Source organism: Pseudomonas sp. P5_A12, from assembly GCF_056400685.1.
Genome location: NZ_JBFUKU010000143.1, coordinates 1 through 14,070, shown reverse-complemented (window position 1 = coordinate 14,070; position 14,070 = coordinate 1). Strand labels below are relative to the sequence as shown.

Sequence of the window (14,070 nt, the reverse complement as noted above, 5' to 3'; positions counted from 1 at the left end):
ACGCGGTGGGGCGCTCGGGTCATTCGATTGCAGACCGACGCTGCCGACGCTCTTGGGGCGCAACACGCAGACGTGGCAACTGAAACCATGGCCCCAATGCAGCTTGCGGTTGTGGTCGTCAATCATCGCGATCACCGAATGCAACTGGATATCCGGGCGAGCAAGGCTGGCATCGGTTTTCAGGAACGCGCCACCTTCGGCGAAGTTGCTGACGAAAGGGCCGCGTCGATGCCGGACATAGTCGATCAACGCCTTGCCCATCTTCGGGCTGCCGCGCAGGGAGACGCCCATCAAGGATGTGTCGTGGCTCTTGTAGCTGAGCACGACATCCGGATGGTCTCGCAGGTTCTGCCCGACACCGGGAAGTTCGTGCTGCACCGGTATGCCCTGTGGCTTGAGTTCCGCTTGCGGGCCGATCCCCGAAAGCATCAACAAGTGCGGGCTGCCAAAGCATCCGGCACTGAGCAGTACTTCCTGGCGGGCCTTGATGGTCTGGCGGTTGCCCTTGATGCGCAGTTCCACGCCGATGGCTTTCTTGCCTTCCAATACGATGCGCTCGGCGGCGACCGAGGTCAGTACGGTGAGATTTTTGCGGGTATGTCGAATCGGTTTGAGGAAAGCCGTCGCCGTGCTCCAGCGCCGACCATCGCGGATGGTCACGTCATACTGACCGATGCCTTCCTGGTCGATGCCGTTGAAGTCGGGGTTATGCCGGTGTCCGACCATCTGCCCCGCCTCGATAAAGGCTTGGGTAGCCGGATGTATCGGGTTCTTGCCGACGTAGAGTTCGCCATCTGCGCCGTGATAGTCGCAGGTTCCGCGGTGGTTCATTTCACTCTTGCGAAAGTACGGCAGCACGTCGGCGAACGACCATCCCTGATTGCCCAGGGCCTGCCAGTCGTCAAAGTCGCTGTGATGACCGCGGATATACACCATGCCGTTGATTGAGCTGCTGCCACCCAACACCTTGCCGCGCGGCTGATAGCCACAACGTCCGTTCAGGCCACGTTGCGGTACTGTCTGGAATGCCCAATTGACATGTCGGCTCGGCAGAATCGCAGCGACGCCCACGGGTGCATGGATCAGCGGCGAGCGGTCTTCCGGACCGGCCTCCAGCAAACACACCGTGACATTGGGATTTGAACTCAGGCGATTAGCCAGGACGCAGCCGGCTGAGCCGGCGCCGATGATTACGTAGTCGAATTCCATCACAGCATGATCCCGATGAGCGAACAGGGGCTGCTTCACAAGGAAGCAACAGTGGATACGTGGGATGGATTGTTGGCTGAAACATATAGAAAACTATTGACCTTTGATGACATTTATTTGATCTTTGACGACATGACTTCTTTGATCAGAACAACATCGTTTACCGGGTTCCGTGAAGTGACGAGCCAGCTAGGCGGACAAGCTGACCTGATGCTTGAACGCTTCCGCATCAATCCGGACTTGCTGAAGGACGAGGACGCGCGCGTGCCGCTGCGTTCGTTGGTAGGGCTGTTGGAGTTTGCCGCGCGGGAGCTGGAGTGCCCCGATTTTGGTCTGCGCATGGCCGAGTATCAGGACTTGCATGTACTCGGGCCGATTGCGGTGATCGCTCGAACGTGTGCAACGGCGGGAGAGGCGTTGGCGCAAGTCATCCGTTTTATCGGTTACCACAGCCCCGGCATCCAGCTTGATCTCGACCTGAGTGAGGCCCGGGCTCCGCGTCTGGTGATCGATATCCGACTCTCCGGACCGAGCCCGCGACGGCAAATGGTGGAGCTGGCAATGGGTGTCGCGCATAACGGTATGAAGTTGCTGTATGGCGATAACTTCGTTGCCCAGTCGGTTCTATTAGCCAGTCATCTCGCTCCTGCGCAGACTTACCGGCGCTATTTCAAAACGACGGTGTACACGGGCCAATCCTGCAACGCACTGGTTTTGCGCGACGAACAACTGAGTCAGCCACTCGAGCAACATGCCCCCTACTTGCATCACGCACTGGAGGAGTATTTCAACCAGTTCGACTTGCAAGCGACATCGAGTGTCGTCAATCAAGTTGAACGCCTGGTCTTGCGCATGATGCCGATACAGCGTTGCCGTTTGCCATTGATTGCCGAGCAACTCGGTATGCACGTGCGCATGTTGCAACGACGGTTGGCGGAGGAGGGGCGAAGTTTCGATGAAGTGGTTGAGGCCCTTCGCCGCGAACGTGCCGACCACTATCTGGCGGAAAGGCACATGCCGATGTCCCAGGTCGCCGGTCTACTTGGCTTTAGCGAACAGAGCGTGTTCAATCGCGCTTGCCGGCGCTGGTTTTCCCTGTCGCCAGGAGCCAGGCGTCGTCAGTTGCTTGGGACTGGCGACCTCTGATGAGGTCGCTCCACTATCCAGAGCAAATCATTTAGTCGCTTGCGCGACATTGCCGCAGAAAATATCGGTGTTGCCATCCTCGGGTGAGGTACGCAGAAGAACGGAGTAATTGCCGGCAAGCAGGTCTTGCATTTTGATCGGCGCGCTTCTGTAAAAGGTCCACCCACCGGTTCCCGCATTGGGTTCAGTATTGACCTTGTCGTTCAATGCATAGGCGACTGGCCCGGGTTGCTGGCAGCTGCCTTTGTTGATGAAGGTGAAGATGCGCGGGGGCATGATGGTTCCGACTGGAACACCTGTGATGTAGAAGTCGAAATTGGTTTGATCGCCCACGCTAGTCAACGACGTAGTAGCTATCTTCCCGGGATTGGCGTGGGTCGCTGTCAGAGGAAGGTTCATCGAGTGGTTTGATGAGCTGGTGCAGCCAAAGAGACTTGCGGTGACCAACAGCGCTGCCAGAGGAGTGTAGAATTTCATTGCCAATCTCCAGTAATGGAAGAAGTGCATGGGGGGACGTATTGGGTATAGCTCATTAATGCGGTGTCGCATTCTTGAACCTCTACTTTTGTAGTCCCCCCAAAAATCCCTGGACGCCCCGGTTTATCAGTCAGACATCGTTAACCCGCAGGCTCACGCGCTTGAGCATCTGCAGGTAGGTGGGTGGCTCCGGCACGATGCCGCGCTGTCGCAAAAGTGCATGCAATTTCGGCAGGCGAAAATACGGTACCGAGGCCATCAGATGATGCTCGATGTGAAAGTTGACCCGAATCGGCGCCACGCAAGCGCGGGCGATCAAGCCGGCGCGTGTGGTGCGGGTATTGCGAAGTACGTCCGGGCTTGACTCCAGACAGGCATGTTCCGCCATGGAGCGAATGCGGATGAACAGCGGGAACGGGGTGATATAGGCCAGTACCCAAACGCCGTATAGCCAGGCATTGCCACTGATCCACAACACGGCAAGGAGCAGGGCGTTGGTGAGGAGCATGCCGCTGGCGTTTTTGAAGAAGGTCCGCGGGTAGTCCCACCAGCGGCGACCCTCCTGGGGCAGGCGACGGATATCGCTGGTCAACGACCATTGCAGCACGCCGGCATCCATCAGCAAGCGTCCCACCAGGAACTTGAGGCCGGTCACGCCTGAAAGATCACGCAGGCACTTGCGCATCAATGAGCGGCGAGTCGTAGGCAACCCCGCCACCAGACAGAGATCGGGGTCGTCGACAGTAGACGTTTTGGCGTGATGGGTCAGATGATATGGACGGTACTTGCGCAGCTCATTCCAGATCGGCCGAGCGCACAACCAATCGACCAGTACGTCATTGCACCATTTGCTCTTGAACAAAGTGCCGTGCGCGGCGTCGTGCTGCAAAATCCCGAAGCACAGCTGGCGTCCGGCAATAATAACCACACCCAGGATCAGGGCGAGGCTGAATCCCCACCAGGGCAAAAGGTCGCGAGCCCAGGCCAGACCGATGAAGGTCAGGGCCAGCACCCCCCAGGTAGAACCCACTGCCCACGCGCCCCAGCCATCAGAGCGTTCGCTAAAGGATTTGATTTCGTCGCGGCTGAGAATATCGCTGATTTTGGTTTTGTTATGCATGTCTATCCTCGACATCAAAGGCCTGTAGCCGGCCTGGGTGATGAGTCAGTTGGGGCTTTAGGGCTGTTGCAAAAAAGTGCGCCAGATCTGGTGACCGTGGTCCACAAAACGTTGGGTGCAGGCAAGGAATTCGGTGCGCAGCACCACGTCGACCAGAGGGGTCGGCAGCAGGGGATCGAAGATGATCTGGCGGATGGCTTCGCGACCGAGGATGAAAGACTCGCGTGCGGCTGCCTCCAACTTCAGTTGCTCGGCACGAAGGGTCCAGCTTTCCAGTTGCTCGCAATGGCGGCGATAGCTGTCGTTAAGCAACTCGCCATTCCACAGGCTTTGTATTCGCTGCGCTTGCGCGTCTTCGAAGCCCGTGGCCTGGAAAACCAGGGCGGCCGGCTCCAGGCCGAGCTCGATCAAACGTCGCCGTACAGCGTCGAGATCCGGCTCGACATTGTTGGGGCGCACGTACAGATCCTTGTCCAGTTCCGCGAAGCCCAACATGTGCAGCGCACGTTCACGCTGGCGCAAGACGTTGCGGTCACTGCGACCCAAGGCGTTGCACGCGACCATCAGGTAACTACCGTCCCACGGCCGCAGAGGCTGCTCCACGCTACGCCACCCAAACAGCTGCGCCGAGATGTCCTTGGCTTGCGGACCCAGCTGATAACTACCGCGCCCCGCACCTTCAATCAATGCTTCGATCGTGAGGCGTGCCAGCGTGACCCGGACGTTGTTTTCACTGATTCCGAATAGCCCGCACGCGACGATGGCTTCCTTGACCTGCAAGGGAGCACCGTTTTTAGCGACCAGTAGTTCGAGCACCAGGCTTTTTGCGCAAGGTTTCATTGTTTTCCCACGTCATTACGCTTGCGGCAGGAAATTAGCTTGGCCTGTAACATTACACAATAGGTAATTAAAAAATAAATTATGTAATTATCAGCGCTTGATGCGCAAACGAGGGGCAGCCAGATGTTCTGCTCAATTCACTCCGTCCTCATCGCGGCGAGAAGGCTTTCACGCTGACAAATTTCCTGTTCCACAGCCCTCACTTCCTTCATGTAAACCTCTACCGCGGGTGGYAGTGAGCGTTCTTTGAGGTAGATGAAGCCGTAACGGGTACGCAGTGCGAGGTCATGAATGGGTAATGGTACGATTTCACCCGCCATGATTTCCTGCTCAAAGGTCGACAAATTCCCCAAGGCCAACGCATTACTGGACTCGACGAACCTAACGATTTGCATCGGCACGTCTATCTCTATCGCCGGTACAAAATCACCCGTCACCGCGTCATAAGCGCCAGCACAGCCTGGCGTTGCCGGGAGCAAATGACTGGCCAGCCGCAGCGGAAGGCGCGAGGCCACCCACGGATAATCGAGGGTTTGCGCCAACGTCAATGAACGACGTTTCGCCAGCAGTGGATGGCCGGGGCGGCAAAACAGGCGTCCTACATGCTCACCCACCAGCTCACAGGTGAACTCCTCCCTGCCCATTAACGTGCTGATTTCAGCGATCCCCAGGTCCACCGTTCCTGAGGCGACCTGATGAGCAACCTCACGCCATCCGGCGACATGCGCAGTGACCTTGATGTGCGGATACCTGGCGTGCATTCGCGCGATGCCGGTGTAACCGCTGGTGACGCTTGGATAGGGACCCAAAGCAACTTTCAGTGCGCCGATATCACCTCCCGCCAGCAAGGCGATGTCACGCCGCAGGTCTCCCTCGGCCATCAACAAGCGCTGGCTTTTCTCGCGAAGCAGCTGTCCAAACGCCGTCAACACGACGCCTTCTGTGCGTCGATCGAACAGCGTAACCCCGAGTTCGCTCTCCAGCGCCTGGATGCTTTTGCTCAATGCCGGCTGGGAAACCCCCAGTGCTTTTGCTGCCCGACCGAAGTGTGCGTGTTCAATCAAAGCCAAAAACTGACGTAGGCGGCGTGGCGTCATGTCATAACCTTTATGTTATCGAAAAGCGTGAAAACGGAATTTTTCGTAATCAAATGAATATGCTATTCATGGCCGGACCGGGTCAAGCTGGCGAAGCACATACACAGGTAAACCGTGCGCAAACAACGGCATTGACGCTCTTTGGTAACCCCTTTTCGCGCAGGAAACTTTTCATGCATAACAACAAGACCCTTCATCTGGCGCTGGCATTCACGCTTGGCAGTGGCGTCAGTCCTGCGATTTTTGCGGCCGATGAAAACGGCGCAAGTTTAAATTCGGCCGCAACACAAAATGCGCACTTCGATAGCAAGGGCAAAGCACCGTCTACTTACACGATCGACCTGCAAAAAGGTGTGCGCAAGGCACTTCCATTCGCGGACAAGCGCGACTTTGAAGAAGCGAAAAAAGGTTTCATCGCTGCACCGACCTACACCAAGATCATGGCTGACGCCGGGAACGTGGCCTGGAACATGGGCAGTTATAACTTCCTGACTCWAGGCAAGGACTACGACAGCATCAATCCGTCCCTGCAACGTCAGGCTGAACTGAACATGGCCTTCGGTCTGTATGAGGTGGTTCCGGACAAGATTTACCAGGTTCGCGGGTTTGACCTGGCCAACATCACCTTCGTCAAGGGTGATACGGGCTGGATTGTGTTCGATACCTTGTTGTCGAAGGAAACCGCCAAGGCGGCCCTGGATTTCATCAATGAAAAACTCGGCAAGCGCCCGGTCGTAGCGGTGGTGATTTCTCATTCCCACGCCGACCATTTCGGTGGTATTCGCGGCGTGGTCGATGAAGCCGATGTGCGTAGTGGCAAGGTCCCCTTGATCGCACCGGAAGGTTTCATGGAACATGCCGTGGCGGAAAACGTCTATGCCGGCAATGCCATGAACCGACGTGCGTTCTTCCAATATGGTGTGATGTTGCCGCACAGCCCCTACGGCCATGTCGACATGGCTATCGGAAAAAATGCCTCCCATGGCAACGTAGGGCTGATTGAGCCCAATCGCTATATCTCGAAAGATTTCGAAACCCTGACCATCGACGGTGTGGAAATGGAGTTTCAAAATACACCCGGCACCGAAGCGCCGGCGGAAATGAACACCTGGTTTCCGCAATTCAAGGCCTTCTGGGCAGCTGAAAACATTATCGGCACGATCCATAACATTTACACCCTTCGCGGAGCCCTGGTCCGTGATCCACTGGTTTGGTCGAAGAACATCAACAACGCCTTGTATCGTTACGGACAACAGGCCGACGTCATGTTCGCGTCCCACAGTTGGCCACGCTGGGGCAATGAGCGAATTCAGGACGTCATGCGCGCGCAACGCGATGCCTACGCCAACCTGAACAATGCCGTCCTGCATGCCGCTAACCAGGGCGTCACCATCAACGAGATTCAAAACGTCTACAAGTTGCCCGATAGCCTGAAAAACAACTGGGCGACTCACAGCTACCACGGCTCGGAAGAGCACAATAGCCGTGCCGTGATCAACCGTTACCTGGGCTATTGGGATGGCAACCCGGCGACGCTGATGCCACTGTCTCCTAAAGATTCGGCACCGCTGTATGTAGAAATGATGGGTGGCGCAGACAAGATCATGACCAAGGGCAAATCCCTGTTCGATCAGGGCAAGTACCACGAAGCCTATGAGATTCTCAATAAACTGGTGTACGCCGAACCCAAAAACAGCAAGGCCAAGGACCTGCTGGCGGATGTTTATGAGCAAGTCGGCTATCAGAAAGAAAGTGCCGGCGTGCGCAACAGCTTCCTCGCCGCGGCGAATGAATTGCGTCATGGCATGCCCAAGGGCGTGCCGCCCMAAACCACCGGGCCTGACATGATCCGCGCCATGAGCACAGAGTTGTGGCTGGAATACCTCGGCATCGCCTTGGACGGCAGCAAAGTGGCGGATCAACACCTCGTCCTGAACCTCAAGACTCCGGACAATGGTGAGCAGTTTGTGGTTGAGTTGAGCAATTCGACGCTGACCAATATCAAAGGCCAGCAGGCGAAAAATGCCGACCTCACGATCACCATTAACCGCTCTGATCTAGAAGGCGTCATGGCTAGGAAAACCGGCTTCGAACAACTCGTCCAGGCTGGCAAAGCCACCTTCGAGGGCGACCCTAAACCCTTCGCGCAGTTGATGGCGGCCATCACCCCGTTTTCCCCCGCGTTTGAACTGATACCAGGCACCCATCAGTAATCCAGCGCCTGCAATACGGTGAAGCAACCTTGCGCACGTGGAAACCTGTCGTGCGCAAGGTGCACAAAACCCGGGAGTACGTTTTCAGGGTTACTGTCCGAGACGAGAAAGTGTTTCGCGCATCGGTTCGACTGATACCCCGATCCACCCATCGAGCGGCCTGTTCATTTCTTGAATAAGCAGGATCGCCGCGGAGGCCGAAAGCGCACAGGTAAAAAACGCGACAATGACCGTCCCGTTTTTGGGGGCAAACACGCCGAACGCGCCGAAGATAACGGATAGCCATGCGACGAGAATGATCAGAAACGTAACGGGAATCGAGCCTTGGGCTTGTAGCAATGTTAACCAGCGTGCAGCCAGCACTTCATCGGCAATCTGTTGTGCACGAGCCTTGAGCGCTCGCTGCGAATCGTTGTCTGGCTTCAAATCATCAATCTGTTGCCTGATAGCGTCCGAATGGCCGATGGCCTGCGGGTTGTCGAGTTGCGAGATCGTTGCACTGTCGTGCGATGCAACAAGCTCGATCACGGCAGCATAGTTGCGCTTGAGCTGTGCACGGATGTCCTGGGTTTCGGGTCCGTACCGAGCTAACGTCCGGTCGAACTGAAACACCTTGGCCGCGTTGACAGTGAGTTCAGTGTTTGTCGTTTGGAACGTCAGTCTGGCGGACGTGATCAATAGCCCAAGCACCATGGCAGCCATTGTCGCAATCAGTCCGGTCGCCAGTTTTACAACGGCAATGGATTCATCGCTCAGGTGGTGTTCTGGCAATAACGTCCGTATGTAAAGACCCAACAGTGCGCTGCTGAATACACATGCAAAAGAAATCAGTGCGATGAGAAAAGGGCTCAATTCAAATCTCCAGTTATGGCAGCGCAACCGCACGGCTGAAATTAGCTGTTTACTGTATCTGCACGATGCCTGGTGGTGACCAGGTGCCGGAACCCGCTGGAAGTATGGAAGGCGCTAGCGTCTTCGGCCAGTAGAGGCGCATGACGAGGTAGATGTCGCCGTCGGGGGCTGGCAACCAGTTCGCTTCATTCTCTTTGCAGGGAGGTTCCCACTGGATATAGAGGGTAAGTGACCCATCCGCATTCTTGTTCATGCCGGGCAACATAGACGAATTGATGAGGTAGCGGTTGATCGGGTTTTTGATCAGGAACTGACTCTTGGCGTCGTACATCGTGACTGACCAGAAAGCATTTACCGGTGGGAGCTGTCCGGCTGCAAAGGTGAGGGTGTAATGGTGACTGCCGTCGAGTACATTACCGTTTACATCGTTGTGAGCGAGTGGATAAACGGCTTCGACAGCATCATTGCCGTAAATGCCAGCCTTTGCAGCGGCGGCACGCATTAACCAATTATTGTTGTAAAAGGCTTTGTCTCCAAACAGGGAGCCGACTGTCCACCCATTGATTCCCTTCATTCCTTGCGACAGATACTTTGATACTTTCTCGTCGCCGTCCTTCATGGCGAGCGAAATGGCGGCTTTGTGCTCCATAGGAAGATCTTTGAACTCAATGGTTTTTTCCGGCCCGATACCGATGCTGCCGAGCCTGGCGCGGAGCGCTTTATCCGCTGGAGTTTCCGGCACGAATTGAAGTGCGGCCTCCAGATACTGGTAGAAGTTATCTTTGATGCCCGCGGTCGTGGCCGGAAGGAAAACAGTGTCAGGGACGGCGTCCGGGGCAGGTTGTTTCAGGAATGCCGAGAGTGGCTGCGCCTTGTACCCCGCCTGAACCTTCACTACGTTTGGCATGTCCTGCGGGTCGAAGAGCTGGGTGCGAAAAATAGTAAGCGCGAAGGGGGTGGTCGAGTGAAAGACGTTTTCGATTCCGACAGGTAGCGAACCTTTCCAGTCAGGGCCAACGACCAGGTAGGCGCCAGGCTCCGGCCCAGTGGCGCGACTGCCTATGTAGCCGAAGTTATAAGTGTTGCCATCGATGAACTGCACCGAGTAATAACGTTTCTTGTCGACTGCGGGTACGGAAATGACCATAGGTTCCGCACGGAGATCCAGCCAGACCATGGAGTATGGCGTATCACTGTTGGGCGTGACGAAGGCGGTGTCCTGCCAGGTAAAGACGCGCGCTTCATTGAGTAGCTGATTGAACGGAGCTTTATATTGTCCGGAGTTCGTGTTCAGTACGAACTCGTTCATGACGGCATAGTTCATCACAAGGGGCAGGCCGTAGAGGTAGGCTTCTTCCGCTATGGCTTTGGTTTCGGCAATGCTGGGGACAGCAGGGCCAGCCTTGCCTGCACAGCCGGCCAGCAGTACCACTGAAATGACACTGTACAGCGCGCCGACGAACAGCATGCGTGCTCGTTTCATGTGTCTTTTTCCTTAAAGAATGCGATGACCGTCGGCTTACGTTCGACTGCGGATCAAATCGCCTTTTTGAGTGTCCCGATCAGCATAGAGAGAGTAGGTCAGATTGATGGCTCRGGAAGGAATGCAGGATCATTTCAGATCCGCCTGCGTACAGACATTAAAGGGTTACATCATCGAGCTCGCCGCCTCTAGATGACTCACCAACCACTCACTAAAACTCCGCGCATTGTTTTCGCTGTCACGATGGGTCAGTGACGCCCAGTTCGGTCCGCGAATGGTGTGTTCCACCAAGGGTTGCAACAACCCATTGGTGCACGCCTGCCGACTCAGTAACTGGCTGGCCAGCGCAATACCGAGCCCCGCGCAGGCAGCGTCCAGCAGCAGGCCGGGATCGGAGAAGTTCAGCCCCTGATCTTTCTGGCCAACGTCGATACCGGCTTCTACCGCCCAATGACTCCAATCCATTTCCCGCTCGCCGTGCAGGGTGGTGCGCTGTTCACTCGGTAGCGCCAATTGACTTGGGTGACCCGCCGCAAAGAGGCGGTCGGCGTGCAGCACTTTGAAGCTGCATTCGGCCTGTGAACTGATGTCATCGCGCACCGCAATGTCGATCGTCTGGGTGGTCATGTCCGGGACTTCATCGGTGCTGTAGATCCACAAATCCACCTCCGGATGCTGTCGGCGGAAATCCCCCAAGCGTGGCAACAGCCAGTGACGGGCGAACGCCGGTGTGGTGTTGAGCACCAGTTGATTGGGTTTCTGGTATTGCCCGAGACGGCGAATGCCGACGGCCAGTTGTTGCAGCAGCGCCTGGGTGGTGCTGAACAGGTCGTGGCCGGCATCGGTCAGGCTGACGCTGCGGCCGCTGCGAAAGAACAGGGGTTGTTCAAGGTAGGCCTCCAGGCTGCGAATCTGCTGACTGATGGCCGACTGGGTGAGGTTCAGCTCGTCGGCGGCCTTGTGAAAACTACCCAAACGGGCCGCAGCTTCAAAGCCGCGAAGGGTGCTGAGTGGCGGCCAGTGTTTGAGCATCGATAAGTTCTCCTAATCACTTATGCGCAAAATCCATCGTTTGTTCGCCCGTTTTAGCCGCCGTAGCATGCATGCCAAGACCGCCAAGGCAGTTTTCATTGAACACAATGGCTTAACTAAAAGGGCTTTTTATCATGCAGCAGGTCAAGCAGCAGCAGGAAATTCAAAACACGGGTTGGTGGATGCCGGCGGAGTGGGTTCGCCATGCCGCGACGTGGATGGTATGGCCACACAACCAGACGCTCTGGGAGTCGGGTTGGCGTGTCACGCTGCCTCAGGTGCAAGAGGATTTCGCTGGTGTGGCCAACGCCATTGCCCGTTTCGAACCGGTAAAAATGGTCGTCGATCCGTCTGCTGTGGCCAGTGCCAAAGCCTTGTGCGGCCCCAACATCGAGCTGATCCCGCTGGCGGTGAACGACAGTTGGTGTCGCGACTCCGGCCCCAGTTTCGTTTGCCACCCGCATCTCGGCATGGCCGGTGTCAGCTGGCGCTTCAACGCCTGGGGCGGTAAGTCGGCGCATGACCTGGATGAAGGCCTGGCGCGCCGTGCACTCAATCACCTGGGCTTACCGTGCTTCGGCACTCCGCTGAGCAACGAAGGCGGCGCGATCCATGTCGACGGCGAAGGCACGTTGATCACTACCGAATCGGTGCTGCTCAATTCCAATCGCAACCCGGGCATGAGCAAATCCGAGATGGAAGAGATCTTCACCCGTTTGTTGGGCGTGAAGAAGACCATCTGGCTGCCGGGTGATCCGGACTACGTAACTGGCGACATGACTGACGGCCATGTCGATGGCGTATGTGCGTTTGCGCGTCCTGGTGTGCTGTTGGTCGACGCCACCCACGATCAAGGCTCGGTGTATGCCGAAGTGGTTCGCGAGAACCGTCGCGCCATGGAGCTGGCCACCGATGCCCGCGGGCGCACCTTCGAGATGATCGAGCTGTATGAAGCTACCGATGCTGTCGACACCGACGCCGAAGTGTTCTGCGCCTCCTACACCAATTTCTACATCGCCAACGGCGCGATCATCATGCCGGCCTATGGCATAGAAGTCGACGATGTCGCGGCCGATGTGCTGCGCCAGGCGTTCCCCGGACGCGAAGTGGTGCCGGTGCGGATCAATCATCTGGCCCATGGCGGCGGCGGGGTGCACTGCATCACCCAGCAGCAACCGGCGTGGCCAGTGGAGGGTTGATCTCATGACACTTCTGACGATTGCCACCACGCAAATGCCGTGCACCTGGGACTTGCCACACAACCTCGATCAGGCCGAACAGTTGGTACGTGACGCGGCGGCCAAGGGCGCACAGGTCATCTTGCTGCAGGAGCTGTTTGCCACGCCGTACTTTTGCATCGAGCAAAGCCACAAGCACCTGGCGCTGGCCGAAGAATATCGCGACAGCCATGTACTCAAGCGCTTCGCCGCGCTGGCCAGGGAGTTGGGCGTTGTGTTGCCACTGAGCTGGTTCGAAAGGGCCGGCAACGCGTATTTCAACTCCTTGAGCGTGGCCGATGCCGACGGGCGGCTGTTGGGCGTATATCGCAAGACGCACATTCCCAATGCCATCGGCTATCAGGAAAAGGAATACTTCAGCCCCGGCGATACCGGTTTTCGGGTTTGGGACACCGCGTTCGGGCGCATCGGCGTGGGGATCTGCTGGGATCAGTGGTTCCCCGAAACCGCCCGCTGTCTGGCGTTGATGGGCGCCGAAGTCTTGCTGTTTCCCACGGCCATCGGCTCTGAACCTGGCTGCGCCGCGCTGGATTCTCGGGACCACTGGCAAATGACCATGCGCGGCCATGCGGCCGCCAACATCCTGCCTGTGGTGGCCGCCAACCGTGTCGGCCGCGAAGTGGCGACCACCGATCCCGAACTGCAAATGAGCTTCTACGGTTCTTCCTTTATCTGTAACCACAAAGGCAAATTGCTCGCCGAAGCCGACCGCGACAGCACCGGTGTGTTGGTTCATACCCTGGACCTTGCCGCCATGCGCGAAGAGCGTTTGAGCTGGGGCATTTATCGCGATCGCCGTCCGGACATGTACGGAGCGTTGTTGAGCCAGGATGGCCGTCACCTCAATTCTCGCTGGAATACTCAAGGGGTTTGACATGCACAATGCCAACAAACGCTTGCTCGGCGCCTTGGGCCTGGCCCTGTGCTGCGCGATACCGGCGCTGCACGCCGAGGAAAAAACCCTGCGGCTGTACAACTGGGCCGATTATTTTGCCGAGGACACGCTCAGCCAATTCACTGCCGAAACCGGGATCAAGGTGATCTACGACGTCATGGACGGCAGTGAAACCCTGGAAGCCAAGATGCTCGCCGGCGGCAGCGGTTACGACCTGATCTTCCCCGGTGATACGGTCGCCGAGCGCTTGATGCGCGCCGGCAGCCTGCAACCGCTGGATCAGTCAAAACTCACCGCGATGGATGACGTCGAACCCGGTTTGCAGAAGCTGCGTTCGCATTACGAACATTCGAGCAAGGCCACGGTTCCCTACACCTGGGGCACCATCGGCCTGACCTACAATGCCGAGCAGATCAAACAGCGCATGCCGGACGCGCCGGTCAATAGCCTGGACATGCTGTTCAAGCC

General features: G+C 57.0%; 13 protein-coding genes. 5 read left to right on the top strand and 8 right to left on the bottom strand.

The features are described 5' to 3' along the window. Window positions 1-1,209: GMC family oxidoreductase (locus AC1DSG_RS18710; protein ID WP_477792211.1), on the bottom strand; the 1,209-nt coding region annotated here is incomplete at its 3' end. Between the two features lie 132 nt (window positions 1,210-1,341). Between AC1DSG_RS18710 and AC1DSG_RS18705 the strand changes: the two genes are divergently transcribed. After that, entirely contained in the window at window positions 1,342-2,355 is a 1,014-nt protein-coding gene (locus AC1DSG_RS18705) for an AraC family transcriptional regulator (RefSeq protein ID WP_477792210.1), read from the top strand. 27 nt (window positions 2,356-2,382) lie between these two features. Here the strand turns inward: AC1DSG_RS18705 and AC1DSG_RS18700 are convergent, their stop codons facing one another. From AC1DSG_RS18700 to AC1DSG_RS18685, 4 genes are all read right to left on the bottom strand, one after another. After that, window positions 2,383-2,832 (bottom strand): hypothetical protein, encoded by a 450-nt coding sequence (locus AC1DSG_RS18700; protein WP_477792209.1) that lies wholly within the window; start codon window positions 2,830-2,832, stop codon window positions 2,383-2,385. 130 nt (window positions 2,833-2,962) lie between these two features. Beyond that, window positions 2,963-3,952 (bottom strand): fatty acid desaturase family protein, encoded by a 990-nt coding sequence (locus AC1DSG_RS18695; protein WP_477792208.1) that lies wholly within the window; start codon window positions 3,950-3,952, stop codon window positions 2,963-2,965. Between the two features lie 57 nt (window positions 3,953-4,009). After that, a complete protein-coding gene (locus AC1DSG_RS18690) occupies window positions 4,010-4,792 on the bottom strand; it encodes a PaaX family transcriptional regulator C-terminal domain-containing protein (RefSeq protein WP_477792207.1) in 783 nt (260 codons plus the stop codon). Between the two features lie 137 nt (window positions 4,793-4,929). After that, window positions 4,930-5,889, bottom strand: a complete 960-nt coding sequence (locus AC1DSG_RS18685) for a LysR family transcriptional regulator (RefSeq protein WP_477792206.1) — start codon at window positions 5,887-5,889, stop codon at window positions 4,930-4,932. 173 nt (window positions 5,890-6,062) lie between these two features. On the opposite strand from AC1DSG_RS18685, the gene AC1DSG_RS18680 reads away from it, so the two are divergent. Further along, on the top strand, window positions 6,063-8,102 hold the full coding sequence (locus AC1DSG_RS18680) for an alkyl/aryl-sulfatase (RefSeq protein WP_477792205.1): 2,040 nt from the start codon (window positions 6,063-6,065) through the stop codon (window positions 8,100-8,102). Between the two features lie 90 nt (window positions 8,103-8,192). Here AC1DSG_RS18680 and AC1DSG_RS18675 read toward each other — a convergent pair whose 3' ends face one another. From AC1DSG_RS18675 to AC1DSG_RS18665, 3 genes are all read right to left on the bottom strand, one after another. Next, window positions 8,193-8,954, bottom strand: a complete 762-nt coding sequence (locus AC1DSG_RS18675; RefSeq protein ID WP_477792204.1) for a bestrophin-like domain — start codon at window positions 8,952-8,954, stop codon at window positions 8,193-8,195. Between the two features lie 49 nt (window positions 8,955-9,003). Beyond that, window positions 9,004-10,437, bottom strand: coding sequence for a DUF1254 domain-containing protein (locus AC1DSG_RS18670; protein ID WP_477792203.1), 1,434 nt, complete (start codon window positions 10,435-10,437; stop codon window positions 9,004-9,006). Window positions 10,438-10,602: 165 nt separating this feature from the next. Next, window positions 10,603-11,469, bottom strand: a complete 867-nt coding sequence (locus AC1DSG_RS18665; protein ID WP_477792202.1) for a LysR family transcriptional regulator — start codon at window positions 11,467-11,469, stop codon at window positions 10,603-10,605. A gap of 134 nt (window positions 11,470-11,603) precedes the next feature. On the opposite strand from AC1DSG_RS18665, the gene AC1DSG_RS18660 reads away from it, so the two are divergent. The 3 genes from AC1DSG_RS18660 to AC1DSG_RS18650 all read left to right on the top strand — a co-directional run. Beyond that, complete coding sequence (locus tag AC1DSG_RS18660; protein WP_477792201.1) at window positions 11,604-12,668, top strand: agmatine deiminase family protein; 1,065 nt, start codon at window positions 11,604-11,606, stop codon at window positions 12,666-12,668. Window positions 12,669-12,672: 4 nt separating this feature from the next. Continuing rightward, window positions 12,673-13,581: an N-carbamoylputrescine amidase gene (gene aguB, locus AC1DSG_RS18655; RefSeq protein WP_477792200.1), complete on the top strand. Its 909-nt coding sequence runs from the start codon at window positions 12,673-12,675 to the stop codon at window positions 13,579-13,581. A gap of 1 nt (window position 13,582) precedes the next feature. Continuing rightward, window positions 13,583-14,070, top strand: a 488-nt coding sequence (locus AC1DSG_RS18650) for an extracellular solute-binding protein (RefSeq protein WP_477792199.1), incomplete at its 3' end; no start/stop codon positions are given.